Raw genomic sequence first — 24383 nt, forward strand, 5'->3', positions numbered from 1 at the left:
TCAGTGATTCAAACTTTAGTGCGACTTCTCATCCGGGTTCGCCGCCAGCAAGTCCAGCATTTCATCCGCGTGTTCTTCCTCAACGGCCAGGATGCTTTCCATCAGCCGGCGTGACGTCGGGTCTTTTTCCCCGATGTAATGCACGATCTCGCGATAGGTGTCGATCGCGATGCGTTCGGCGATGAGGTTCTCCTTGATCATGTCGGAGAGCGAGGACCCCTCCACATACTCCGCGTGGCTGCGGGAGACCAGGCTGTCAGGAGACAGGTCCGGCTCGCCGCCGAGTTGCACGATGCGTTCGGAAATCTGGTCGGCATGGCCCTGCTCCTCGTTGGAGTGCGCCAGGAACTCGTCGGCCACACCCTTGGAGTTCGGACCCTTCGCCATGAAGTAGTGCCGGCGATACCGCAGCACGCAAACGATTTCCGTGGCCAGTGCATCATTCAGCAGCTTGATTACCGTGGCACGGTCGGCGTCGTACCCGGCGGTCACCGCGCCGTCGTCGATGTGCTTGCGGGCGCGCTCGCGCAGCGTCTTGATGTCGGTCAGGAACGGTTGGTTATCAGACATGGGGACTCCTTCGTAATCGTTCGAATGGTTCCGCGCGATGCTGCGTAGGCGGCGGACTTTTACCCCGCAGGCAATATCGATGCCACGGCGCCAGCCTTGGTAATTCCGTGGCGCTCCGCATCACGGCGTGCGTTTTTTACAAAATCCACCCGGTGATGCCTGCAACGACCGTCCGCCCTGTGTATGTCCCTGTCATGCCAAGGCCCAACTTGTTCGCTGACGCCAACGAGCGTAGGGTGACGTTTCGCGCATTTACCGTGCGAACCATGAAACATCACCAAGAATCCAGGGGGTAGTCACCAATGATGTCGATAAAGCCGAGCTTGCCACGGCGCCTGTCCGCCATGTTCCTGACCGCAGCTACCGTTGCCATGGGGGCCGCCACCCTGCCACTGACCACCGGCGTGGCCCACGCGGCGCCGCCCGCGCAGCTCAAGACACAGGTTCCCGGCTACTACCGCATGATGGTGGGCCAGCTGGAAGTCACGGCGCTCTACGATGGCTACATCGACATCGACACCAAGCTGCTGAAGTACACCAGCGCGCGTGAAGTGCAAAGCCTGCTGGCGCGCATGTTCGTGAAATCGACGCCCGGCGTGCAGACCGCCGTCAACGCCTACCTCGTCAACACCGGCACGCACCTTGTGCTGGTGGATACCGGCGCGGCGGCCTGCTTCGGCCCCACGTTGGGCGGCATCCTGAACAATCTGCGCGCCGCTGGCTACACGCCGGAACAGGTCGATACGGTGTTGCTGACCCACATGCACGGCGACCATGCCTGCGGCCTGACCACGGCCGACGGCAAGATGGTGTTCCCGAACGCCACGGTACGCGCCGACAAGGCCGATGCCGACTACTGGCTCAGCGAATCCAACACGGCCGCCGCGCCCGAGGGCGGCAAGCCGTTCTTCGAGATGGCCCAGAAGGCGATTGCCCCGTACATCGCCGCGCAGCACTTCAAGACCTTCGATGCCGCCGCAGGCGAGCAGCCGGTGCCGGGCGTGCGCCCCGTTGTCGCGCGCGGCCATACGCCGGGCCATACCGGCTACCTGTTCACCTCGGGCAAGGAAAGCCTGCTGCTGTGGGGCGATATCGTGCACAGCCATGCCACGCAGTTCCGTCGCCCGAACATCGCCATCGAATTCGACGTGGACAGCCATCAGGCCGTGCAAACGCGCAAACGCATGATGGCCGATGCGGCCAAGAATCAGCTTTGGGTGGGCGGTGCGCACCTGCCCTTCCCGGGTCTGGGCCATGTGCGGCGCGAGCACAACGGCTACGCCTGGGTGCCGGTGGAGTACGGCCCGATCCGCAGCGACCGCTGAGCGGAGGCGTCAGGGCCTCAACCCATCGAAAGGGCGAACGTGCGAACATAGGCGTTCCGCAAAAAAGCTCGCCCCCACACGATGATCGTTCGCCCGCCGCTTCACTGGCTCCGCATGCTGTTTGTGCTGCGAGGTTCGGTCCTGCCCCGGATCACTTCGCAGCTGGTCGGCGTCACGCTGTTCGCCGCGCTGATCACGCTGGCGCATGGTCGGATCGGTGACTGGAAGGTATCCCTGAACTTCGTACCGTTCTCGCTGATCGGCCTGACGCTGGCGATCTTCCTGGGCTTTCGCAACAGCACGAGCTACGCCCGCTTCTGGGAAGGCCGCACGCTGTGGGGCAGCGTGCTCAACGAATCGCGCTCGCTGACGCGGCAGGCGCTGACGCTCGTCGGCGACCGTGCGGCGGCACAGGCCCTCGCCTATCGGCTCTGCGCGTTTGTCCATGCGCTGCGCCATCAACTGCGTGGCACCGATGCCGCCGCCGATATCGGCAAGTTCCTCGATGAGACCGGCGCAGCGCGTCTGCAGGCCGCGAAATATAAGCCCGCTATCGCGCTGCTGATGGCCGGCGAATGGGTGGGCGAGCAGATCCGTCGCGGGCAACTGGCCCCATCGCTGGCGTTACCGATGGAAACATCGCTGAGCCAGTTGAGCACTGCGCTGGGCGGCTGCGAGCGGCTGGCCGGCACACCCATCCCGTTCACCTACTCGGTGATCATCCACCGCTGCATCTATCTGTACTGCACGCTGCTGCCGTTCGGACTGCTCGACAGCATCGGGCTGATGACGCCGGTCATCGTCTGCTTCATCGCCTATACCTTCTTTGCGCTGGAAGCATTGAGCGCGGAGATCGAGGAACCGTTCGGTGAGGAAGCCAACGATCTCGCGCTCTCGGCCATGTCTTACATGATCGAATCCACGGTATTGGAGATGGTTGGCGAACTGCCACGGACCGCCGCGCCGGCACCGAACGGATTCATTCAGACCTGAGCGCCATCATCCAGCCGAGCGCTTGACCGCGCGAACCTTGCCGCTTTCACCGCCGCCACAGTAAAAGCGGTCGCGTCCATCGTATTCGAGTCCCGATACGCCCACGCCCTGCGGCATGTCGATGGTCTCCAGCACCTTGCCCGTCTTCGGGTCCAGGCCGCGCAGATCGCTCTGCTCGCCCTCCCAGGTGCCGTGCCACAGTTGCCCATCGACCCACGTCACACCCGTGACGAAACGGTTCGATTCGATGGTACGCAGCACGTTGCCCGTTTCCGGATCGACCTGGACGATCTGGCGCGCCCGGTACTGGCCCACCCAGAGCGAACCCTCCGCCCAGGTCAGGCCCGAATCATTGCCATTGCCAGGCGCCGGGATGGTGGACACCACCTTGCCGGTTGCCGGATCGATCTTCTGGATATGACGCTCGGCAATCTGGTACAGGAAGCGCCCATCGAACGCGGTGCCGGCATCGGCCTGCACGTCGATGGCACGCCCGGTCTTGCCGCTGGCCGGATCGAGTGCCAGCAGCTTGTCGCCCACGGCGAACCAGACCTGCCGGCCATCGTAGGTCAGGCCATGCACGGTGTCGTGGCCCGGGAAGGGGCCGTATTCCTCCAGGATTTCGGCATTGGATCGCTTCATGGTGGTCTCCTTCGGCTTGTTGCCGTGTGGGGTGTGCAAACCATGCTACGCGCCCGGCAGCGGCACAGGGAGTAACAACGCCGTCGCGAAACCGGGTGGCACCGGCGTCATCCAGCGCCGCGCGCGGCCACGCCCCACGGGTTCGACCTTGCCTGCCTCGGCCAATGTTTCGAGTGCGCGCTGCACCGCGCGCTGGCTTGTGCCGAGGGCCAGCGCGAGGGCGGAACTGGACCATGACTCGCCATCGGAAAGGCAGGCCAGCACCGCCGCAGGGAGCACACCGCGCGCGTCGTAAAGGCCAACGCCACCCGCTATGCGCTCCCCTCTCCCGCGCAGTGGGAGAGGGGAGAAAACATAGGGTTCCTCTACCGGATGCGTCAGCACAGCCACGCGCGTTGTGTCACGCGGCATCAGTGCAAACCCACGCGGCGTGGCGCTGATATCGGCCAACGATGCGAGGACCGCGCGCAATCGACCGATCTCCACACGTAGCCGGGCGCGATGCGTCTCATCGGCATGACGAGTCCGGAAAGCCTGGGCGATCAACGTATCGCGCGGCGCATTGTCCGGCCACGGCTCGGCCAGTGCGCGCGCCAGCGAGAACAGCACGGGGCGCCGCGCCAACTGCACCACGGTCTCACGCTGGCGCACGCTCATGCGGCAGGCGTCAATCACCAGCACATCGGATGCGAACAGTTGCTCCACGTCTTGCAGCATCATCGGCTGCGAGCCACCTTCCACCAGCAGACGCGCCACCGGAGTCCGCAAGGCCAGCGCCGCATGTTCCACCTCAGCCCGCAGCGCAGGAATACCGGCCTGCGCTGCGGCTTCGGCAGCACGAGTCATGGCCGCCTGCGCTGCCGCGCCATGCAGGCGCCGCACCGCAATCCCGGCCACGACAAGTTCATGCGCTGCACGCAGGGGCGATGGAAGCTGGACAGGATCGATATCGGCAATCGTCGATTCGGCGGCAACGATCTGCCCGACGAGCAACTGGTGCCGCGCGATCAGGTACTGAGCATGCGCGGCATTGGCGAGGTCGCCATGGGTCTGGAGCACCTTTCGCGCTGCATCGAGAGAGCGTTCGGGCCATCCAAGGTCGCGGGAGACCAGTGCGATCTCGGCCTCGGCCACTGCGCAGCGGGCACGAGCCACGGCTTCCCTCGGCCCAAAGCCCCGCGCCGCGGCGCGCACCAGTGCGCGGGCACGCGGCAAATCGCCAAGCTGGGCCATGGCGATACCGCGCAGTGCCAGCGCGGGCGGATCATCGCGCAGGGCCACGCGGTTCAGGGCGCCCAGCGGATCGCCTGCCGCCAGGGCACGTGCGGCAGCGGTAATCAGGGCGTCCACGGATGACGCTGCAATGGTTACGCGGCGATGCCTCCCAGCGCCTGCAGCTTGTAGACCACTTCCACCACGGTGCGGGCGTTCATCTTGCGCATCGCACTACCGCGATGAATCTTGGCCGTGATTTCGGCCACGCCCATCGCCGCGGCAATCTGCTTGTTCACCAGACCGGAGGCCAGGTGGCGCAGTACCTCACGCTCCCGTACGGTCAGCGTTTCCCAGTTCGAGCGCAGGCCGCGCAGCGACTGCTCGTTCTCCAGGCGCCTGGCGTCATGCTCCAGCGCTGCGATCACCGCGTCGATCATGTCCTGCTCGCGGAACGGCTTGGCCAGGAAGTCGACCGCACCGGCCTTCATCGCCCTCACGGTCATCGGAATATCGGCGTGGCCGCTCATGAAGATGATCGGCATATGCGGTTGGCCCTTGTCCACGATGGATCGCTGGAACGCCAGGCCGCTTTGCCCGCGCAGGCGCACATCGAGCACCAGGCAGCAGGGACCATCCACCGGCGGGCATTCCAGGAATTCTGCAATCGATGCAAACGCGCGGACGTTCAGGTCGAGGGATTCCAGCAGGCTGGCGAGCGCCTCACGCACCAGGTCGTCGTCGTCCACGATATGGACGGTACGTTGTTCGGAAGCAATCATCGGGGGAGTCATCGAGGCAGTCATTGCGGCACCTCCACGTTGTCAAGCGAGCGGCCCTTGGTCTCAGGCAGCATCAGAACCATCAGGAGCACCACGCCATACGCGGCACCGGAGAATGTGGCAATGGCGGTGGCAAGGCTGCTGGAATGGCTGAGCAAACCAACCAGTCCGGGAAACAGCGCGCCGATGCCCCGGCCAAAGTTGTAGGTGAAGCTCTGGCCGTTGGCGCGTACGTCCGACGGATACAACTCGGTCAGGTAAGCCCCCAGTCCACTGAAAATGCCGCACGAGGCAAAGCCCAGCGGAAACCCGAGCCAGAGCATCTCGCTGTTGGTCAGCGGCAGTGTCAGGTACATCGACACCGAAACCAGCGACAGCGCCGAGAACAGGATGAAGTTGCGCCGCCGTCCCCAGTAGTCGGCCAGGAACGCACCCACCATGTAGCCACAGAACGACCCGACGATGATCACCATCAGGTAGCCGCCCGTATCGAGCACGGACAGATTGCGCTCCAGCTTCAGGTAGGTGGGCAGCCAAGTGGACATCGCGTAGAAGCCGCCCTGGATACCGGTGCAGAGCAATGCGGCGGGAATCGTCGTACGCAGCAGCGCAGGCGAGAAGATGACCCAGATCGAGGTCGACTTGCCCTGCTTGCGCGCGGTGTCGGCTCTCTTGAAGACCTCGGGCTCCGGCACGTTGTTGCGCACGTAGATCACCAGCAGCGCGGGCAGGATGCCCACCCAGAACAGGCTGCGCCACGCTATCGATTCAGGCAGCACCGAGTACGCGATGCTGTACAGGATCGCCGCCGCGCCCCAACCCACTGCCCATCCGCTCTGCACGAATCCCACCACCTTGCCGCGATGCTTGGGTGCGACGATCTCGCCGATCAGCACAGCGCCCACGGCCCACTCGCCGCCGAAGCCCAGCCCCTGCAGCGCGCGCAATACGAACACCTGCTCGAAGTTCTGCGCAAAGCCGATGCCCAGCGTGCACACCGAGAACCACAGGATCGTGCCCTGCAACACCTTCACGCGACCGTAGCGGTCGGCCAGCATGCCTGCCACCCATCCGCCAATTGCCGAGGCAATCAGCGTGACGGTGCCAAGCAGCCCGGCCTGTGCGCGATCGAGGCTCCACAGATCGATCAGCGATGCCAGCACGAAGCTGAACACCATGAAATCGAACGCGTCCGTGGCCCAGCCGGCAAACGATGCCTTGAAGGTCCGCTGCCCCGCCGGGCCGAGTTCTGCGTACCACGACGGGCGCAAACTCCCCCACGCCACGTCTTCCCTGCCTGCTTTTGTTGTCATTTTTCTTTTACCTTCGGTGAAACGCTGTCCTACTGCGATCCGCCTGCCGTGTCGGTGAGGGCCGCCAGCGCCCTGCGTACCACATCCGGCGTGGCGGGTGCCTGGCGTATGCGCGCGCCAGTCGCGTCGAAAATCCCGTTCAGAATGGCCGCCGCCGTGGGTACCAGCGCCGGTTCGCCAATGCCCTTGGCGCCATACGGGCCGAGGTCGGTCGGCGCCTCCACAAAGATCGCGCGGACCTCGGGCATGTCGTGCACCGTGGGAATCAGATAGTCATGCAGGTTGTTGTGGCGGCCCGGATGATATTTCTCCATCAACGCCAGGCCTACGCCCTGCGCCACGGCCCCTTCCACCTGCCCTTCGAGCAACGTCGGATTCACCATGCGACCGACGTCATGCGCGGCAACGACCTTCAGCACGCGGACACGGCCGCTCTCGCAATCGACCACCACCTCGGCGATCTGCGCGCCAAATGCGTACGTTGCATAAGGGCGGCCCTGTCCATCCGTATCGAGCGTGGTCACGGGCGGGTCGAAGCTCTCTTCGGCAGCAACGACATAGCCATGTGCATCGACAGGCAAGACACTGAGATCGAGCACGCGACCATCGACATGAATGCCTTGCCGATCCACCGCGATGATCGCCTCTGCCGGTGCGTTCGCCAGCTCGAGCAAGCGCCGGCGCAGTGTGGTTCCCGCGAGATAGGCCGCGCGGCCCGTCACGAACGTTTGCCGCGAGGCCGAGGTGCGCCCGCAGTCGGGCGTGACATGCGTATCGGGTCCGACGATGTGCAGCGTGCCCACCGGCACGCCCAACGCATCGGCGGCGATCTGCGGAATCACGGTATTGGCGCCCTGTCCCGCATCGACCGCACCCTGGTGGAGCACGACGACGCCATCCGGGCGCACGCCGAAGCGAACGGTCGAAGGGTTCGGCAGCGCCGTATTGCCACAGCCGTAGAAGAACGCGGCCAGGCCAACACCGTGACGGATGGTGGCGGGTGACGACGCATTGAGCGTGGCCACGCGGGCCTGCGCTTCCTGCCACACCGGACGCAGCGCATCGAGGCAGGCGATGAGACCCACGCTCTTGTCGAGTACCTGCCCGGTCGGCAGCGAATCCCCTGGGTGCATCGCGTTTCTCACGCGGAATTCGAGCGCATCGATGCCAACGCGGCGCGCCAGTTCGTCGATCAGTTGCTCCTGCGACATGGTCGTCTGCGGCACGCCGAAACCGCGGAACGCGCCAGCCGGCGTGATGTGCGTGTGAATCGCCCGCGCGCGCGCCGAGTAGTGCGGTACGACATAGGGACCACCGGCATGCACCGGCACGCGATTCGCCACGGCCGTGCCCCACGATGCGAAGGCGCCAGTGTTGTACTCACCTTCGAACGATACCGCGCAGATCCGGCCGTCCGCATCGGCGGCCATCGACGAAACGATGCTGGCGGGATGGCGCTTGGTCGATGTCGCCATCGACTCTTCGCGCGAAAACACCATCGATACGGGCCGATCCAGATGCCACGCCGCGATGGCCAGCCACGGCTGCACGGTCATGTCCAGCTTGCCGCCAAAGCCGCCACCAACGGCGGTGGCGACGACTCGTACCTGCTCGGGCGCCACGCCCAGGATACGCGCGAGATCGGCGCGATGCGGGTGCGGCGCCTGCGTGGACGAGTGGACCTCCACCACATCGCCCACCCTGCGCGCCCAGCCTGCTTCCGGTTCCAGGTACGCGTGTTCGACAAAACTCGATTCGAACGTGGCGCTCACCACGTACGGAGCATCCTTCAGCGCCGTCTCCACATCGCCCCGACGCACCACCCCTTCGATCAGCAGATTGCCGGGACGATTCGCATGCAGTGGCGTGCTGTCGTCGCGGATGGCATCGCCGACGGTGAGCACGGGTGGCAATGCCTCCCATGTCACGGGGAAGCCATGGAGGTCGAGCGCTTCCATCGCGTCACGCTCGCCTGCCACCAGCGCAATCGCTTCCAGGTAGTGGCGCGTCTCGGAGACTGGCAGGACGGGTTGATCGGCATACGGCCCGGCTACGCCGTGCAGGTTCATGCCCGGCACATCGGCATGAGTCAGTACGCGCACCACGCCCGGGTGCGCGGCAACAAATGCGTGCAGATCGCCGAAGGCAAAGCGTGCGCGATGATGGGGACTACGCACGGCGCGCAGCACGAGGCTATCCGCCGGGTGCGCATCGGCGCCAAACGGTTGGCGTCCGTCGATCTTCTCCGGACCATCGAGTCGCGTGATCGGTATGCCGACGACCGGTCCCGTGGCGGGTGGTGCCGTGCAGGGGCGCGCGGGGGCGCCGCAACCGACTTCAGCCACGGCATCGACGATCTTCTGGTAACCCGTGCAGCGGCACAGCACCCCGTCAATGGCCGACCGTGCACTGGCGCGATCCGTGACCCGCCCCGCGTCGACGGCGGCAGCCGAGGCCAGCAGCATGCCCGGCGTGCAGAAGCCACATTGCACGGCCTGGTGCGCGAGGAATGCCTGCTGCAGGCGCGCGCCGCTCTGCGTGCTCTCGGCCACACCTTCGACCGTCACGACGCGGCGTCCGGCAACCTGGCCCATCGGCACGAGGCAGGCATATCGCGCCTCGCCATCGATCAGCACCGTGCAGCTTCCGCAATCGCCCTGGCGGCACCCTTCCTTCGTGCCGAACTGCCGCAAGTCCGTGCGCAGATGGTCGAGCAGGCGCCGCGACTGGTCTGCAGGCAACGGCACACGCGCGCCGTTGAGGTCGAACCATGCAGCGTCCGCCGACATGGAATGGCCACGCGTTTCCGCTACGTCATCGGCGCAGGTTGAGGACTCAGTAGGCGGGGGCGTCATCGGCGAATTCCTCCAGGCAGAACCGGACAGCCCGCTGGATCGCAAGCCGGGAGAGGTCCATGCGATGGGCTGCCGTCGCGCGGACATCATCAATGGGGGACAACTCGGCCAGCGCGGCGCCCCCGATGATGCCAGCAAGTTCGTGGCTGTGTCGCCCCATCAGTGCCAATTCCAACCCATGCAGGCGCAGAGGAACATCCGACGCACCGCCCACGCAGACCGCAGCCGATTCGAGCGTGGTGCCCTGCCCCATGCGCAGATGCACCGCGGCCGACACCACGGCCAGCGCCATGCCGTCGCGATTGGTGCATTTCACGAAGGCCGTGCGGTCACGCGCACCCGGCAGATCGAACACGATATCGACCAGCAGTTCATCGGACGCAAGCGCCGTGCGCCGACGACCGAGCAGGAATTCCCGCAACGGCAAGCGACGCAAGCCGCGCACGCTCGCCAGTTCCACTTCGGCATCCAGCACGAGCAGCGGCGGCACACCATCCGCCAGCGGCGAGGCATGGCACAGGTTCCCGCCCAGCGTACCCTGCACGCGAATCTGCCGCGAGCCCACGCCGGCCGCGGCATCGCGCAGCGCCACGGGCATCCAGGCGGTTTGCGCGATGGTCTGCCAGGTGCTGGCCGCGCCGATGCGCGCCACGCCATCGCGGCATGTCAGGCCCCGCAAGGCTTCGATGCCCGCGATGTCGATCCACTCGACACTCCCCGGCGCGAGTGCCGGGTCCGCAAGGCAGTCGGTTGCGCCGCACACGACGCGCGCCGGGCGCGCCGCAAGTTGGGCCACTGCTGCATCGAGGGATCGGGGGCGAAGGTAGTTCATGACGAGAGGCTGGCGTCCTGCTGTCGGCGTCGGGGCGGCTTGTCGGGGGTAGCGGGCAGCTCACTGGTGGCAGCCTCCACTCTCACCACGCGCAGCACGCTATCTATGACAAAGGACTCCCAGTGCTGCACGGCCTCTGGGGTGTCCAGCTCAACGCCGAGAAAGACCGTCAGCGTGTAGCGGTTCGAAGTATAGAAATACGCCGTCGAGGCAATCAACAGGAAAACATCGCGCGCATTCAGGTCCCGGCGGAATATGCCTTGATCCGCGCCGCTGGCGAGAATCCCGCCGATGATGTCCACGGCCAGCGTCGAGTAATCGCCCTTGCGCTCCAGCCTGGACACATGCCGGCCCTTGTGCAGGTTCTCGGTGTTGAGCAGGTTGACGAAATCGGGGTTGCGCCGGTAGTAGTCCAGCTTGAAGCGGATGATGGTCTTGAGCGCCTCCACGGGGTCTGACGGGTCCGGCGCCACCTTCGACTCGGCCTCGTCCATCCGCCGGTAGATACCTTCGAGCACCGCCACGAACAGCGCTTCCTTGCTGCCGTAGTAGTAGTAAATCATCCGGTCATAGGACTTCGCCAGCTTCGAGATCTTCTCCACGCTGCCGCCCTCATAGCCATAGCGCGCAAACACCTTGGTAGCGGCGCGCAGGATGTTGTCGCGGGTGGTCTGCGCCGCAGCCTCCCGGACACCGGTGCCACGCACAGCCTTTTTTACTGCTTGAGTCATATCGCTCCTATGGCAGCGGAGTCATCCGCTGGCGTTTCCCTGCATTTCGTACAGGGAACACTACATGAGTGAGCGATGATACAAGGCGCCCGGACGAGTTTCAACAGAAAGAAATAAATCTCTTTAAATTCAATAGATTGCGGCGTTAAATCGGCGCCGCACCATGTGCCTTGACGGCGTTCCTCGGCACGCAACGTCTGTCATTCCAGAAAATGTTGTGCTAAGGTTCATTTATGGAGCGTTCACTACATGAAGTTAATGCAGGACGGCAAGAACATGACCAACGAACTCGACTACCACCGCTGCACCTTCCTCACGCCATCGGTCTGGCCGATGGACGCGGACCTGCACGAGACCGCCGCAGACCGGCAGGCCGGGTGGTCGGCGATGATGCAGCACGCGCCTGACGTTCAGACGCTGCGCCACATCTCCCAGACACTGGCTGCCGAAGTGTCGCCGGGGCAGCGGGTCGAGACCTTGCTGCGGGCCGCCCTGCAAAGCACTGGCGCCACCTTCGGATGCGTGGCTGCCATCCGCGACGGTAGTTGGGAGTCTGCGGCGAGCGCCACGGCATCGAACGGACGCGCCCGTTTCGCGGACCCGCACACCCCTTCGGCAGTGCTGAAAGGCGATCGGCTTCCGGTGTCGATCCTCGCCACCGCCATTCGCCTGCGCAACGGACTGGTGCTCGATGACGCCTGCTCTGCCGCCAGTTGGCGCGACGATGAATACGTTCAGCGCTATCGGCCACGTTCCGTGATCTGCGTACCGATGCGCTGCAACGGCATGCTTGTCGGTGCGCTGTACCTGGAGCACCGCCACCTCTTCGGCATGTTCACATCGGCGCGCAGCGCCGTGGTCGAAATCATTGCGCTGCAAGCCGGATTCGCACTGGAGAACGCCCGCCTGCATGATGCGCTGTCCGAACAGGTGGCATTGCTGACCCATGCCGAAGAGAAAATGCGCAATACCCTCTCCGAGCTGGCACGCGCGAGCCGGTTCCAGGTCTACGGCGAGATGATCGCGTCCATCGTCCACGAGGTGGTACAGCCGGTGACGGCGTTGGACTCCTCCGCACGCGCCGGACTGCGTTGGCTGGACCGCAGCGCGCCAGACATCGAACGCGCCCGCCAGACGCTGGCGCATATCTCGGCATGCGCCACGCGCGCCCGCGCCATCATCGACGGTTTGCGCGCCAAGGCGCGGCAGGACACGCCCAATGTCGCCATCTTCGACGCCGACAAAGCCGTGATGGAAGTGGCGGACATGGTGACATCCACGCTGGAGGCGATGAAGATAGACTTCCGCGTGGAGGGGCAACTGTCATCGACGTCCGTGCAGGGCGAGCGCGTGCTGCTGCAGCAGGCACTCATCAACCTGCTGATGAACGGCGCCGAGGCCATGCAGGCAGTGCCGGAAGGCGAGCGCCAGCTGGTGCTGTCATGCGAAGCCGCACCGGACCAGTTGCGCCTGCATATCGACGACCGTGGTGAAGGCTTCGATCCGGAACTGGCCGGCCGCCTGTTCGAACCGCTGTTCACGACCAAACCCGAAGGCATGGGGATGGGACTCGCCATCAGCCGGTCCATCGTCGAAGCCCACCACGGCGAACTCGTCCTGACGCACCGGCCCCAGGGCGGGACACGCGCCACCATCACGCTGCCGCGTTTCGCAAGCTGAATCCCCGACGCAAAAATTAATTCTTGACTGCTCATTCCAATATTCCTAGAATGCGGTCCATGGCCAGACCAAAAGAATTCGACCAGGGCGAAGCCCTCGACGCGGCGATCGGCGTCTTCTGCGAGCACGGATATGCGGGCACATCCACGACCATGCTCACCAGCGCGATGAAGATCGGCCGCCAAAGCCTCTACGACACGTTCGTGGACAAGTGGCAGCTCTACTGCGCGGCATTGCGCCGCTATGGCGAGACCGAAATCCAGGCGCATATTGCGGCGCTGCAGGGCGGGCCGCGTGCCATCGACGGCATTCACCGGATGATGGCGCGTGTCGTGCAAAGTGCCCATACACCGTGCCTGGGCGTGGGGTCCGTGAGCGAGTTCGGCGATAGCCAGCAGCAATTGAACGCCATCCGCGCGGAACTCGGTCACGTGCTGTCCGTGCCGCTGATCGCCCGGATTGCAGAAGCACAGCGCGATGGCGACGTGCTCAACGAGGCCGACGCCAAACTGCTGGCCGCATTCCTGCTGGCCAGTGTCTCCGCGCTGCGGCTATCGGCACGCGGCGGTGCGGACCTTGCGGAACTGCAGGGCCTGAGCCAGTTGGCATTGCGCGCGCTGCGATAATTTTTTTACCAATTTTGGAACGATCGTTCCATTAAGGAGCATTGAGATGAAAGCGGTGATCATGGCAACAGCGGGCGGCCCGGAAGTCCTGGAGGCAGTCGAGTGGAAGGCGCCAACAGCCGGCAAGGGCGAAGTCCGGGTGAAGGTAGCCGCAGCCGGGGTGAACTTCATGGACATGGGCGTGCGGCGCGGGCAGTTCTGGAACGAGATTCCCTATCCCCGCGTGCCCGGTGTCGAGGGAGCCGGCGAGGTTCTGGAAGTCGGCGAAGGGGTGACTGACTTCCATCCCGGGCAGCGCGTGGCCTGGGCCTACGCGCCGGGCAGCTATGCGGAACAGGTCGTGGTGCCCGCCACGTCGCTGGTGCCCGTGCCGGACGGCATCGACGACGAGACCGCTGCCTCGATCATGATGCAAGGGCTGACCGCCAGCCATTTCGCGACCGAGTTCTATCCCGTGCGACCCGGCGATACCGCATTGATCCACGCGGCGGCCGGAGGCGTTGGCCTGCTCCTGACCCAGATCGTCAAGCTCCGCGGCGGCCGCGTCATTGGCCGCGTCTCCTCCGAGAGCAAGGCGGCCGTGGCATGGGCGGCGGGGGCCGATCACATCATCGTCGATGCCACTGGCCGGTTTGCCGGAGAAGCGATCCAGTTGTCAGGCGGGGAGGGCGTGGACGTGGTGTATGACGGCTCTGGGCCGGCCACCTTCCAGGGCTCGATCGATGCATTGAAGGTGGCTGGCACGTTGTGCTGGTATGGTCCGATTCTCGGCGGGCCGGGCGCCATCGACATCATGGCCCTGCCCCGCAGCATCAAGATCGGCTATGCGGTCTTTGCCGACCATGTGCGGACGCCCGAACGGTTGCGCAGGCACGCCGCCCAGTTGTTCCAGTGGATTCTCGACGGCAAGGTGCGCCCCACCATCGGCCAGCGCTATCCGCTTGACAAGGCGGCGCGCGCTCACGCCGATATGGAAAGCCGTGCCACGACGGGCAAACTGCTGCTGGTGCCCGGCATGGATGCCTGATGAAAGACCCGGGGGACGGGCGCGGCATGCAGTGCTATGGTTCGACTGTTTCCGCCCCCGCCTACCCATCCCATGCCCGAGCAGACAGCACAGACATCGGCAACGCCCTTGTGGCTGCGTATCGCCCCCGCGCTGTTCCTGCTGCTCTGGTCTTCGGGCTTCGTCTTTCTCAAGCTCGGGCTGCAATACGCCGATCCGCTGACATTCCTCGCCCTGCGCTACGCATGCGTGACCGGACTGCTCATCCTGCCCTGTCTGCTGCTGCGCCCGCGACTGCCACCCGGTGTGGCGCCGTGGCTGCACCTGGGCGTGATCGGCCTGCTGATTCAGGCCGGCTACTTCGCATTCACGTATCTGAGTCTCAAACTTGGGATGTCCGCAGGCGCGGTGGCACTGGTTACGTCACAGCAGCCGATCCTGATCGGACTGCTGGCGCCAGCGGTAGCGGGCGAGCGCGTGGATCGCGTCCACTGGATCGGGCTGGCGCTCGGTGTATCGGGCGCCGCCACCGTTATCGGGTCGCGTTCTTCTGTCGAGGTCGCCTCGCTGCTGGCGCTGATGTTCGCGATCCTCGCGCTACTCGCCATGACAGGCGGCACGCTCTACGAGAAACGCTTCGGCACGTCAGTCCATCCGGTCCTGGCCAACACCGTGCAATGCGCCGTCGCCCTGGCAGTGACCGCACCGCTCGCGTGGTGGCTGGAGCCGATGCACATCGAATGGACTCCCGGCCTGTTCGGCTCGCTGGCCTACCTCGTATTCGGCAACTCGCTCGTGGCGATATCACTGCTATTGGCGATGGTCCGCCACGGAGAAGCTTCGCGCGTCTCGGCCTTGTTCTTTCTCGTCCCGCCCACCACGGCCGTCATTGCGTTCGTGCTACTCGACGAGGCACTGCCGCCGATGGCATGGGCCGGCATGGCACTGGCTGCAGCGGGGCTGCATCTGGTGATGCGACGCAGGGTGGGATGACCAGAAGGTCGCGCACTTCCACACTGCGAACTTGCGTTTGATCGAACGCAAACAGCATCGGCTTTTCGCCAAAAATGCGGACCCCAAAGGACTACTATCGAACGCGTGGCGCGCCATCCGCGGCGCCCACGCACTCCATGCGCAAACCATTCCCCCTCCACCCCAAGCACCCCGAGCGCATCTGCTGGGGCTGCGACAAGTACTGCGCCGTCAACGCCATGGGCTGCGGCAACGGATCGAGCCGCACCCAGCATCCCGCGGAATTACTGGGTGATGACTGGTACGAGCATGGGGATTGGGGGATCGAGGTGGAGACTCGCGCGCCACCCCCTCCACCTCCGCTCAATAGCCGTAGTAAGGCTGCGGCGCGTACCGGACCGGCGCCGGACGGCCGCACGGCACGTAGGCGCCCTGATAGTTGTCGTAGCAGTATCCCGGCGGTACTGCCGGCGCGGCGTAGGCCACGGGTTGCGGCGCGTAGACCGGCTGCGGCGGCGCGTAGACCGGCGCGGGTGCGGCCATCACCGGTTGGCTGCTTGCCACCAGCGCGCCCAGCGCCAGGCCAGCCACTGCGGCCACGGCAATCGCGGCGCCGGCAGATCCGCCGCCACCGCCGTGGTGATAGCGATCGCGCGCCGAAGCCGTCCCGGCGACGAGCATGGTGGCACTCAGGACAGCAATACCGGCAAAACGAATCGACTTGCGCATGACAGGCTCCTTGGCGGGCCAACCTTGGCCCCCTTTTACGGACTCCATCATGGACGTCGATCCATTACAGTGGGTTACGCACTGGTGAGCAGATGTAAATGCGCGGGACCTGCTCCCGGTCATCAAAGCTCTGAAAGTGGCTGATTTACGATGCCGCGCCGCGATTTCCACGCCACACGATAAATCCTGCGTTACAAATCACCCGGCGCCTTGCATGGGGCGATGCGGATTGACAGCGGCGCCGGCCGTGCAAATACTCGCTCTCGCAACGCTTCAGCAGTTGCAGTGCGATGTCCGCCGGAGCGGTGCGAAAGCCAATGTCGAGACAATCTCCATCCGGGACGACCATGACCACACGCCGCCTTTCCGCACTGCTGCTCGCCTGCTCCGCTGCAACCCTCGGCGCCTGCGCCTCGAACGTTGGCAACGCGCCCGTTCCAGTCCAGCCGACCGCCGCCACAGCGCCAGCCGCCGCAGGCAAGACCGACGTCCTCTGGCTCGGCCAGGCCGCCATGCGGATCACCACCCCCGGTGGCAAGGTCATCGTCATCGACCCGTGGCTGACCAGCAATCCCAAGACGCCAGCGGGCTTCAAGCAACTGGCGGCACTCGGCAAGGTCGATCTGATCCTTGTCACCCACGCCCACGGCGATCATCTGGGCGACGCCCCCGAACTCGCCAAACTCAACAACGCGCCGATCTACACCGGCGGCGGCATGGGAAATCAACTCGTGCAACTTGGACTGGTGCCCGCCAACCTGTCGCAACGCTTTGGCAAGAGCGGCTCGGTCATGCCTTTCGGCCCCACCGGCCCCAAGATCACCGCCGTCCACGCCGAGCATTCGTCAGAACTGATCTACAAGAACCCAACCACGGGCAAGGATGAAGCCCACTACGGCGGCGAACCCGTCGGCTACATCATCGAGATGGAAAACGGGTTCAAGGTCTGGCATATGGGCGACACCGGCCTGTTCGGTGACATGAAGCTCATCGGCGACCGCTACAAGCCCGACCTCGTCCTGATTCCCATCGGCGGCCATTTCACGATGGGACCACAAGACGCCGCCATCGCCATCCGCGACTTCGTCAAACCGAAGTATGCGATTCCGATGCACTACGGGACGTCGCCGATGCTGAAAGGGACGCCGGACGAGTTGAAGGCTGCGCTGGGGACGGCGTCAGGCACGGCGGTAGTGGTGATGGAGCCGGGGATGCGGGTGGGGTTTTGAGAAGCGATTGAGGTCAGCAGTAAAGAGAAAGCCCGCTTGATAGCGGGCTTTCTCATGGGTAAAGCGCGACGGCCGGAGCCGTCTGTTACGAGATTACGGACGGAGGACCGAGATGTCGTAGAACAGTGAAGCCGGGTCGATGCTGATCAGGATACCCACGCCCGTGTTGCCGAGTGTCATCGAGATCGATTCGCGCGCGTTGAGATCGCTCGACTTGGCGCGATAGCGCAGGCCATTCACCGGGCTGTTTTGCTTCCAGCTATCCACGCGGCCATCGCTGTTGCGCTTGCGCGTGTAGACGCTGCTCGCGGCATCTACCGTCGAAATAACCGTGCCGTCCGCTGAATAGGCGGGATTTTGCCCGGGGAGGTACGTCATGTCCCAGTACGTGCTCTTCGAACCGACCACGGGCATGGCGCGCACCACCTGCTTCGATGCAACGAGAATGCCCGCCTCATGCGTGATGACTGCCGTGTACTGGCCATCTGTGCCCTTGAATGCCACCACGTTGGCGGTACCGCTTTGGTCCGTCAGCGTGAAGGCGCCATTCGAGGTGGCAGCAAGCGTCGGCATTTCTCCAGCCGCCCAAGGCGTGCAGGTATTCACACCCGTGCAGTCGGCGCCCGCGGAGAACTTGCCGTCAGCGCCCAACGTGAACGTGATGCGCGTGGACTCGAGTACCGAGTTGTCGTTGCGTTCATAACCGAGCGCATTCCAGTCCCCAGCCAGTTCGGCCAGGCTGATCTCCTGCGCGGGAATCAGGAAGCCCGACACGGTCTGCGAACCGGGCACATGTACCAGCGCGATCCCCGATTTCGACACCATGAAATCGGTAGCGGATCCGACCGTTCCAGCCGTGAAGCGGCAGTTCTGGTCCGTGGTCGGCGTCAGCGACATCACCGTAGACACGGCGCTGGCCTGAAGGTCCGTGGTTGGCGTCAGGGCCATCGCCGCAGGCAGGACGTTGGACAGGGGGTTGGTGATCGACAATTGCAGCGTCGAGGCATCGAACTGCGCCGGTGCGATATTGGCTCCGGAAACCGCCCAGTACTTGCCCGTGCGCAGGCCCGCGCACGTCGCCGATGCCGGCTGCAGAACCGTCTTGATGGCCGTGGTGCCCGCGTTGGTCGCAAACGCCGTGGAGAGTTCAGACACGCTGGTGCCCGACTTCTTCAGCAGTTCGCCCAACTGATCGAGCAGCTTGTCCAGTCCATTGCCCGCATTGCTGCCATTGGCAGCGACGAGCGTGCCCTTGATGGCATCGACGGAAGTCAGATCGACATAGCCCGCCAGTTGCTGGCGCACCGTGCCAGTTGCCGTAGCCAGGTTTGCGGCCGTCAGACGTTCCTGCGCTTTCGTGTCGAACAGCGTGAAGAATGCATTGGTATCGCCCTGTGCCAGGGCAGCCGTAATCAGCTCGGTCAGCGGCGTGATGTTGGCCACGACAGCCGTGTCTGTACCCGCTTCCACGACGGAGTGCAGCACCGTGCCATCGGCCGTCGTCACGCTCAGCACGCAAGGGCGTGTGACGTTGGGAATATTGATCGTGAAGGTGCCGTCGGCGGCCGTGGTGGCCGTACCGCTACCCGACGCGCACTTGGCCTGAACCAGTGCGTTGCCGATAGCCGCGCCAACCGCAGCCGTACCGCTGACCTTCGTCGTCACCGTCGGCGTCGTCGACCCGCCATCCCCACCACCACCGCAAGCCGACAGCACAGCCGCCATCAGACCCGTCAAAAGAAGCTTCGATTTCATCCCAGTTGTCTCTTCTTGAAGTTGGATTTCCGTGACGCGTGCCGGGTAGCCGACCCCTGGCTCCCTTTCTTGTTGGCGCGCGCGATTTGCCTCGGCTTTGAAGCCAATGGCAAGCGGCGTGGAGTGTCGCGTAGGGGATGTATGTCGGCTAACCCCCCAGAGGGGCATTGACAGATGTCATTTCTGTCATCTTTCTGTGACACACTCGATACACGGTTCTGCCCCCGGCATGAAGTTAGTACCTACAATCGCCAGAATCGTTGTCGGAAAACGATTATGTCTTCTCGTATCGACGCGTCATACGTATGTCTGATGCCTGTCGCCGCAGCGCACATAGCGAAAACGCCACTATTGCCTATACTCTTCTGACTGTCCCCGCGTCACCAGAACGTCGCAATAAATCCATTGACCGGACCACGATCCGGTACAAGGAGGTGTCCCCCATGGTTACGATGAACCGCCGACAGTTCCTGAAGTTTTCAGGGGCTTCGCTGGCGGGTTCCAGCCTGGCGCTGATCGGGTTCGCGCCCGATGTGGCACTGGCCGAAGTGCGAGCTTATAAACTGGCGCGCACCACGGAAACCCGCAATACCTGCCCCTACTGCTCGGTGGCATGTGGCGTGCTGATGTACAGCCTTGGCGACAAGGCCAAGAACGCCAAGTCGAGCATCATCCACATCGAGGGCGACCCCGATCACCCGGTGAATCGCGGCACGCTTTGCCCCAAGGGCGCGGGCCTGATCGACTTCATCCACAGTCCCAACCGATTGCAATATCCCGAGTACCGCGCGCCGGGCTCGGACAAGTGGCAGCGCATCACGTGGGAAGACGCCATCGACCGTATTGCCAAGCTGATGAAGGCCGACCGCGACGCCAACTTCGTCGAGAAAAACGACAAGGGTGAAACGGTCAACCGCTGGCTGACCACGGGCATGCTGGCAGCGTCGGCCAGCAGCAATGAAACCGGATATATCACGCACAAGACGATCCGCAGTCTTGGCATGCTGGGGTTCGACAACCAGGCTCGTGTCTGACATGGCCCGACGGTGGCAGGTCTTGCCCCGACGTTTGGCCGTGGAGCGATGACGAACCATTGGGTCGACATCAAGAACGCGGACGTCATTCTGATCATGGGCGGCAATGCAGCCGAGGCACACCCGTGCGGTTTCAAATGGGTGACTGAAGCCAAGGCGCACAACAAGGCACGCCTGATCGTGGTGGACCCGCGCTTCACGCGCTCGGCGTCCGTTGCTGACCTGTACGTGCAAATCCGCACGGGCACCGACGTGGTGTTCCTGGGCGGCGTGATCCGCTGGCTGCTGGAGCAGGACAAGATCCAGCACACCTACGTGAAGAACTACACGGACTTCACGTTCATCGTGCGCGAGGATTTCAACTTCGAGAACGGCCTGTTCTCGGGCTACGACGCCGAGCGGCGCTACTACAACAAGGCGAGCTGGGATTACGAGATCGGCGAGGACGGCTATGTGAAGTCCGATCCGACGCTGCAGCATCCGCGTTGCGTGTACAACCTGATGAAGCAGCATTACGCGCGCTACACACCGGAGATGGTGGAACGCGTCTGTGGCACGCCGCAGGACAAGTTCCTCAAGGTCTGCGAGATGATGGCCAGCACGGCCACGCCCGACCGCGCGATGACGATGATGTACGCACTCGGCTGGACGCAGCACTCGATCGGCTCGCAGATGATCCGCACCGGCGCCATGGTGCAGTTGCTGCTGGGCAATATCGGCGTGGCGGGCGGCGGCATGAACGCGCTGCGCGGGCACTCGAACATCCAGGGCCTGACCGATATCGGCCTGATGTCGAACCTGTTGCCGGGCTATCTGACGCTGCCGGCCGAGAGCGAGCAGGACTATCGCAAGTACATCGAGGCACGTGCCTTCAAGCCGCTGCGGCCGAACCAGCTCAGCTACTGGCAGAACGTGGAGAAATTCCACGTCAGCCTGATGAAGGCATGGTGGGGTTCGGCAGCCACGGTCGAGAATAACTGGGCATTCGAATATCTGCCCAAGCTCGACAAGCCTTATGACCTGCTCCAGGTCTTCGAGCTGATGAACGCGGGCCGCATGACGGGCTACCTCGCGCAGGGCTTCAATCCGCTTGCGGCGGCGCCGAACAAGGCCAAGCTGCTGGCGGGATTGAGCAAGCTGAAGTTCCTGGTAGTGATGGACCCGCTTGCAACGGAGACCTCCGAGTTCTGGCGCAACGCAGGCGAATCGAACGATGTGGACCCGAAGACGATCCAGACCGAAGTGTTCCGTCTTCCCACGACGTGTTTTGCCGAGGAAAACGGCTCGCTCGTGAATTCGTCGCGCTGGCTGCAATGGCACTGGCAAGGTGCCGATCCACCCGCCGAGGCACGTTCGGACATCGAGATCATGGCCGAGCTGTTCCTGAAGATCCGCCAGATGTATGTGAAGGACGGCGGCAAGTATCCGGACCCGATCGTCAACCTGTGGTGGCCGTATGCGCTGCCCGCATCGCCTACGCCTGAAGAACTGGCGAAGGAACTGTCCGGTCGCGCGCTGACGGATCTCGTCGATCCCAAGGACGCCACCAAGGTGGTGCGCAAGGCCGGCGAGCAGTTGAACAGCTTTGGCGAGTTGCAGGCCGACGGCAGCACCATCAGCGGCTGCTGGGTCTATTGCGGATCGTGGACGCAGGCCGGCAACCAGATGGCCAAGCGCGACAACAGCGACCCGACCAATATCGGCCAGACGCTGAACTGGGCGTGGTCGTGGCCGGCGAATCGCCGCGTGCTCTACAACCGTGCATCGTGCGATCCGGAGGGCAAGCCGTTCAACCCGGCGCGCAAGCTCATCGCATGGAACGGCAAGAGCTGGACCGGCTTCGACACGCCCGACTTCAAGCTCGATGAAGATCCGGCCAAGGGCATGGGGCCGTTCATCATGCAGGCCGAGGGCGTGGGCCGCTTCTTTGCGCGGCAGAACCTGGTGGAGGGACCGTTCCCCGAGCACTACGAGCCGTTCGAGAATCCGCTCGGCTACAACCCGCTCAACAAGTCGCCGCAGGCGGTGAGCAATCCGGCCGCGCGCGTGTTCAAGGGTGACTGGGCACAGTTCGGCAAGGCCGATGCGTATCCGGTCATCGCCACCACGTACCGGCTGACCGAGCACTTCCACTACTGGACCAAGCACGCGCGCATCAACGCCATTTTGCAGCCGGAACAGTTCGTGGAGATTGGCGAGGAGCTTGCCAGTCAGGTGGGCGTGAAGGCGGGAGACCGTGTGAAGGTGACATCGACGCGCGGCTACATCAAGGCGGTGGCGCTGGTCACCAAGCGGATCAAGCCATTCAAGATCGACGGGAAGGTGGTGCACATGGTGGGTATCCCGCTGCACTGGGGTTTCACCGGCATCGCCAAGCCAGGGTTCCTGGCCAACACACTGACGCCATACGTGGGCGACGGCAATACGCAGACGCCGGAGTTCAAGTCGTTCATGGTGAAGGTGGAACGGGCATAGGGAGCGAACCATGGCACTACAGTCACTCGACATCGTTCGGCGATCGGCCACCACCACGCCATCGCCCAGCGCACGCCAGCCCGCCACCGGCAGCGTGGCCAAGCTGATCGACACCACGAAATGCATCGGCTGCAAGGCATGCCAGGCGGCGTGCATGGAGTGGAACGATTTGCGCGGCGAGGTGGGCACCAACGTGGGCGTCTACGACAACCCGGCGGATCTCGACGAGCATACGTGGACGCTGATGCGGTTCGCCGAGTACGAGAACCCCAACAGCGGCAACCTGGAATGGCTGATCCGCAAGGACGGCTGCATGCATTGCGAGGACCCGGGCTGCCTGAAGGCATGCCCGTCCCCGGGCGCCATCGTGCAGTACGCCAACGGGATCGTCGATTTCCACGAGGAACACTGCATCGGCTGCGGCTACTGCATCACGGGCTGCCCGTTCAACATTCCGCGTATCTCCAAGACCGATCACAAGGCGTACAAATGCACGCTGTGCTCGGACCGCGTGGCCGTGGGGCAGGAGCCTGCGTGCGTGAAGACATGCCCGACGGGCGCCATCGTGTTCGGCACCAAGACCGACATGATTGCGCACGCCGAGGAACGCGTGGTCGACCTGAAATCGCGCGGCTTCCAGAAGGCCGGTCTCTACGATCCACCCGGCGTGGGTGGCACGCACGTGATGTACGTGCTGCATCACGCGGACGACCCCACGCTCTATCACAACCTGCCCGCGGACCCGCACATCAGCCCGCTGGTGAGCCTGTGGAAGGGCATCGCCAAGCCGCTGGCCGTGGCCGGCATGGCGCTGGCGGCGGTGGCCGGATTCTTCCACTACATCCGCGTGGGTCCGAACGAGACGGGGCCGGAAGACGAAGCAGCAGCCGAGGATGAGATCGTGCGCAGCGGGCGCGACAGCCCCAAGCCGCGCGGGACACCCGATGAAGTCGTGCCACCCGAGGAGGTCCGCGATGAGAATCGATAAGCAACGCGAAGCGTTCATCCGACGCTACTCCGCTGGAGAGCGCACGAATCACTGGATCGTGGCGCTCACGTTCATCCTGCTGGCGCTGTCCGGGCTCGCATTGTTCCACCCGTCGATGTACTGGTTGAGCAACCTGTTCGGCGGCGGCACGTGGACGCGCATCCTGCATCCGTTCATCGGTATCGTGATGTTCCTGGCCTTCGCCATTCTTGCGGTGAAGTTCTGGCATCACAACCTGATGACGTGGTCCGACCGCGAATGGCTGCGCCATGGCCGCGAGGTACTGAACAACCGCGAGGAAAACGTGCCCGAGGTGGGCCGCTACAACGCGGGGCAGAAGCTGCTGTTCTTCGTGATGGTGGCGTGCCTGGTGCTGTTGCTGGCCAGCGGCATCGTCATGTGGCGCGCCTACTTCGCTTTCCTGTTTCCGATCTGGGCCATCCGGCTGGCATCGGTCGTGCATGCGGTTTGCGCATTCCTGCTGATATGCGGCATCATCGTGCACATCTATGCAGCGGTCTGGGTCAAGGGATCGGTGCAGGCCATGACGCGCGGCACGGTCACGCCGGGCTGGGCTTGGAAACATCACCGCGCCTGGTTCCGCGAGACATTCCGGCCAGGCGACAAATAGCAG

20 protein-coding genes and 1 pseudogene are annotated in these 24383 nt (G+C 64.1%); 11 read left to right on the top strand and 10 right to left on the bottom strand.

The annotated features are described in order from the left end of the window. Positions 1–15: 15 nt before the first annotated feature. A complete protein-coding gene (locus tag ABDB81_RS23275; protein ID WP_160474420.1) occupies positions 16–570 on the bottom strand; it encodes a ferritin-like domain-containing protein in 555 nt (184 codons plus the stop codon). Positions 571–875: 305 nt separating this feature from the next. On the opposite strand from ABDB81_RS23275, the gene ABDB81_RS23280 reads away from it, so the two are divergent. Together ABDB81_RS23280 and ABDB81_RS23285 are read left to right on the top strand one after the other, a co-directional pair. After that, entirely contained in the window at positions 876–1895 is a 1020-nt protein-coding gene (locus tag ABDB81_RS23280) for an MBL fold metallo-hydrolase (protein ID WP_346813734.1), read from the top strand. Between the two features lie 81 nt (positions 1896–1976). Then, positions 1977–2888 carry a bestrophin family ion channel gene (locus ABDB81_RS23285; RefSeq protein WP_137927000.1) on the top strand — a complete coding sequence of 304 codons (912 nt, stop codon included), beginning with the start codon at positions 1977–1979 and terminating at the stop codon, positions 2886–2888. 6 nt (positions 2889–2894) lie between these two features. Here the strand turns inward: ABDB81_RS23285 and ABDB81_RS23290 are convergent, their stop codons facing one another. The 7 genes from ABDB81_RS23290 to ABDB81_RS23320 are packed head-to-tail and all read right to left on the bottom strand — an operon-like array spanning position 2895 to position 11255. Next, on the bottom strand, positions 2895–3530 hold the full coding sequence (locus ABDB81_RS23290) for a glutamine cyclotransferase (RefSeq protein WP_346813720.1): 636 nt from the start codon (positions 3528–3530) through the stop codon (positions 2895–2897). Between the two features lie 45 nt (positions 3531–3575). Continuing rightward, positions 3576–4880: a helix-turn-helix domain-containing protein gene (locus tag ABDB81_RS23295; RefSeq protein ID WP_346813721.1), complete on the bottom strand. Its 1305-nt coding sequence runs from the start codon at positions 4878–4880 to the stop codon at positions 3576–3578. A 17-nt stretch (positions 4881–4897) separates the two neighbouring features. Further along, entirely contained in the window at positions 4898–5548 is a 651-nt protein-coding gene (locus ABDB81_RS23300; protein WP_137927003.1) for a response regulator, read from the bottom strand. Next, a complete protein-coding gene (locus tag ABDB81_RS23305) occupies positions 5545–6837 on the bottom strand; it encodes an MFS transporter (protein WP_160474416.1) in 1293 nt (430 codons plus the stop codon). Before ABDB81_RS23305 ends, ABDB81_RS23300 begins: the two co-directional genes overlap by 4 nt. A gap of 29 nt (positions 6838–6866) precedes the next feature. Continuing rightward, positions 6867–9692 (bottom strand): molybdopterin cofactor-binding domain-containing protein, encoded by a 2826-nt coding sequence (locus tag ABDB81_RS23310; RefSeq protein ID WP_346813722.1) that lies wholly within the window; start codon positions 9690–9692, stop codon positions 6867–6869. Beyond that, on the bottom strand, positions 9673–10524 hold the full coding sequence (locus ABDB81_RS23315; RefSeq protein ID WP_346813723.1) for an FAD binding domain-containing protein: 852 nt from the start codon (positions 10522–10524) through the stop codon (positions 9673–9675). Before ABDB81_RS23315 ends, ABDB81_RS23310 begins: the two co-directional genes overlap by 20 nt. Next, on the bottom strand, positions 10521–11255 hold the full coding sequence (locus ABDB81_RS23320) for a TetR family transcriptional regulator (protein WP_137927007.1): 735 nt from the start codon (positions 11253–11255) through the stop codon (positions 10521–10523). Before ABDB81_RS23320 ends, ABDB81_RS23315 begins: the two co-directional genes overlap by 4 nt. Before the next feature lie 249 nt (positions 11256–11504). On the opposite strand from ABDB81_RS23320, the gene ABDB81_RS23325 reads away from it, so the two are divergent. The 5 genes and pseudogenes from ABDB81_RS23325 to ABDB81_RS23345 form a co-directional block, all read left to right on the top strand. Beyond that, positions 11505–12935, top strand: coding sequence for an ATP-binding protein (locus ABDB81_RS23325; RefSeq protein ID WP_346813724.1), 1431 nt, complete (start codon positions 11505–11507; stop codon positions 12933–12935). A gap of 59 nt (positions 12936–12994) precedes the next feature. After that, complete coding sequence (locus ABDB81_RS23330) at positions 12995–13561, top strand: TetR/AcrR family transcriptional regulator (RefSeq protein WP_346813725.1); 567 nt, start codon at positions 12995–12997, stop codon at positions 13559–13561. A 46-nt stretch (positions 13562–13607) separates the two neighbouring features. Next, complete coding sequence (locus ABDB81_RS23335; RefSeq protein ID WP_137927010.1) at positions 13608–14588, top strand: quinone oxidoreductase; 981 nt, start codon at positions 13608–13610, stop codon at positions 14586–14588. Positions 14589–14660: 72 nt separating this feature from the next. Further along, entirely contained in the window at positions 14661–15560 is a 900-nt protein-coding gene (locus ABDB81_RS23340; RefSeq protein ID WP_346813726.1) for a DMT family transporter, read from the top strand. Between the two features lie 137 nt (positions 15561–15697). Beyond that, positions 15698–15868, top strand: a pseudogene (locus ABDB81_RS23345) (DUF3079 domain-containing protein); the annotation flags it as partial. Positions 15869–15902: 34 nt separating this feature from the next. On the opposite strand, the gene ABDB81_RS23350 reads toward ABDB81_RS23345, so the two are convergent. Beyond that, positions 15903–16268, bottom strand: a complete 366-nt coding sequence (locus tag ABDB81_RS23350; RefSeq protein ID WP_346813727.1) for a mechanosensitive ion channel protein MscS — start codon at positions 16266–16268, stop codon at positions 15903–15905. Positions 16269–16615: 347 nt separating this feature from the next. Here ABDB81_RS23350 and ABDB81_RS23355 point away from each other — a divergent pair, with 347 nt between their 5' ends. Further along, positions 16616–17497: a metal-dependent hydrolase gene (locus tag ABDB81_RS23355; RefSeq protein ID WP_346813728.1), complete on the top strand. Its 882-nt coding sequence runs from the start codon at positions 16616–16618 to the stop codon at positions 17495–17497. Positions 17498–17590: 93 nt separating this feature from the next. On the opposite strand, the gene ABDB81_RS23360 is transcribed toward ABDB81_RS23355, so the two are convergent. Further along, positions 17591–19252, bottom strand: a complete 1662-nt coding sequence (locus ABDB81_RS23360) for a hypothetical protein (protein WP_346813729.1) — start codon at positions 19250–19252, stop codon at positions 17591–17593. Positions 19253–19695: 443 nt separating this feature from the next. Here ABDB81_RS23360 and fdnG point away from each other — a divergent pair, with 443 nt between their 5' ends. Genes fdnG through ABDB81_RS23375 form a run of 3 tightly spaced genes read left to right on the top strand, consistent with a single transcriptional unit; the run spans position 19696 to position 24380 of the window. Continuing rightward, entirely contained in the window at positions 19696–22761 is a 3066-nt protein-coding gene (gene fdnG / locus ABDB81_RS23365) for a formate dehydrogenase-N subunit alpha (RefSeq protein ID WP_160474410.1), read from the top strand. 10 nt (positions 22762–22771) lie between these two features. After that, positions 22772–23749 carry a formate dehydrogenase subunit beta gene (gene fdxH, locus ABDB81_RS23370; protein ID WP_137927016.1) on the top strand — a complete coding sequence of 326 codons (978 nt, stop codon included), beginning with the start codon at positions 22772–22774 and terminating at the stop codon, positions 23747–23749. Further along, entirely contained in the window at positions 23736–24380 is a 645-nt protein-coding gene (locus tag ABDB81_RS23375; RefSeq protein ID WP_137927017.1) for a formate dehydrogenase subunit gamma, read from the top strand. The genes fdxH and ABDB81_RS23375 overlap by 14 nt, the downstream gene beginning before the upstream one ends. Positions 24381–24383 lie beyond the last annotated feature (3 nt).

Origin of the sequence: Cupriavidus sp. DL-D2, from assembly GCF_039710735.1 — a bacterium.
Classification (GTDB): domain Bacteria; phylum Pseudomonadota; class Gammaproteobacteria; order Burkholderiales; family Burkholderiaceae; genus Cupriavidus.

What these genes read in the sequence shown, in the direction of transcription:
- ABDB81_RS23375 (WP_137927017.1), top strand. Translation starts at nt 23,736, where the DNA reads ATGAGAATCGATAAGCAACGCGAAGCGTTCATCCGACGCTACTCCGCT.
- fdxH (WP_137927016.1), top strand. Translation starts at nt 22,772, where the DNA reads ATGGCACTACAGTCACTCGACATCGTTCGGCGATCGGCCACCACCACG.
- ABDB81_RS23330 (WP_346813725.1), top strand. Translation starts at nt 12,995, where the DNA reads ATGGCCAGACCAAAAGAATTCGACCAGGGCGAAGCCCTCGACGCGGCG.
- ABDB81_RS23285 (WP_137927000.1), top strand. Translation starts at nt 1,977, where the DNA reads ATGATCGTTCGCCCGCCGCTTCACTGGCTCCGCATGCTGTTTGTGCTG.
- ABDB81_RS23310 (WP_346813722.1), bottom strand. Translation starts at nt 9,692, where the DNA reads ATGACGCCCCCGCCTACTGAGTCCTCAACCTGCGCCGATGACGTAGCG.
- ABDB81_RS23280 (WP_346813734.1), top strand. Translation starts at nt 876, where the DNA reads ATGTCGATAAAGCCGAGCTTGCCACGGCGCCTGTCCGCCATGTTCCTG.
- ABDB81_RS23300 (WP_137927003.1), bottom strand. Translation starts at nt 5,548, where the DNA reads ATGACTGCCTCGATGACTCCCCCGATGATTGCTTCCGAACAACGTACC.
- ABDB81_RS23355 (WP_346813728.1), top strand. Translation starts at nt 16,616, where the DNA reads ATGACCACACGCCGCCTTTCCGCACTGCTGCTCGCCTGCTCCGCTGCA.
- ABDB81_RS23360 (WP_346813729.1), bottom strand. Translation starts at nt 19,252, where the DNA reads ATGAAATCGAAGCTTCTTTTGACGGGTCTGATGGCGGCTGTGCTGTCG.
- ABDB81_RS23325 (WP_346813724.1), top strand. Translation starts at nt 11,505, where the DNA reads ATGAAGTTAATGCAGGACGGCAAGAACATGACCAACGAACTCGACTAC.
- ABDB81_RS23315 (WP_346813723.1), bottom strand. Translation starts at nt 10,524, where the DNA reads ATGAACTACCTTCGCCCCCGATCCCTCGATGCAGCAGTGGCCCAACTT.
- ABDB81_RS23340 (WP_346813726.1), top strand. Translation starts at nt 14,661, where the DNA reads ATGCCCGAGCAGACAGCACAGACATCGGCAACGCCCTTGTGGCTGCGT.
- ABDB81_RS23350 (WP_346813727.1), bottom strand. Translation starts at nt 16,268, where the DNA reads ATGCGCAAGTCGATTCGTTTTGCCGGTATTGCTGTCCTGAGTGCCACC.
- ABDB81_RS23290 (WP_346813720.1), bottom strand. Translation starts at nt 3,530, where the DNA reads ATGAAGCGATCCAATGCCGAAATCCTGGAGGAATACGGCCCCTTCCCG.
- ABDB81_RS23320 (WP_137927007.1), bottom strand. Translation starts at nt 11,255, where the DNA reads ATGACTCAAGCAGTAAAAAAGGCTGTGCGTGGCACCGGTGTCCGGGAG.
- ABDB81_RS23305 (WP_160474416.1), bottom strand. Translation starts at nt 6,837, where the DNA reads ATGACAACAAAAGCAGGCAGGGAAGACGTGGCGTGGGGGAGTTTGCGC.
- ABDB81_RS23335 (WP_137927010.1), top strand. Translation starts at nt 13,608, where the DNA reads ATGAAAGCGGTGATCATGGCAACAGCGGGCGGCCCGGAAGTCCTGGAG.
- ABDB81_RS23275 (WP_160474420.1), bottom strand. Translation starts at nt 570, where the DNA reads ATGTCTGATAACCAACCGTTCCTGACCGACATCAAGACGCTGCGCGAG.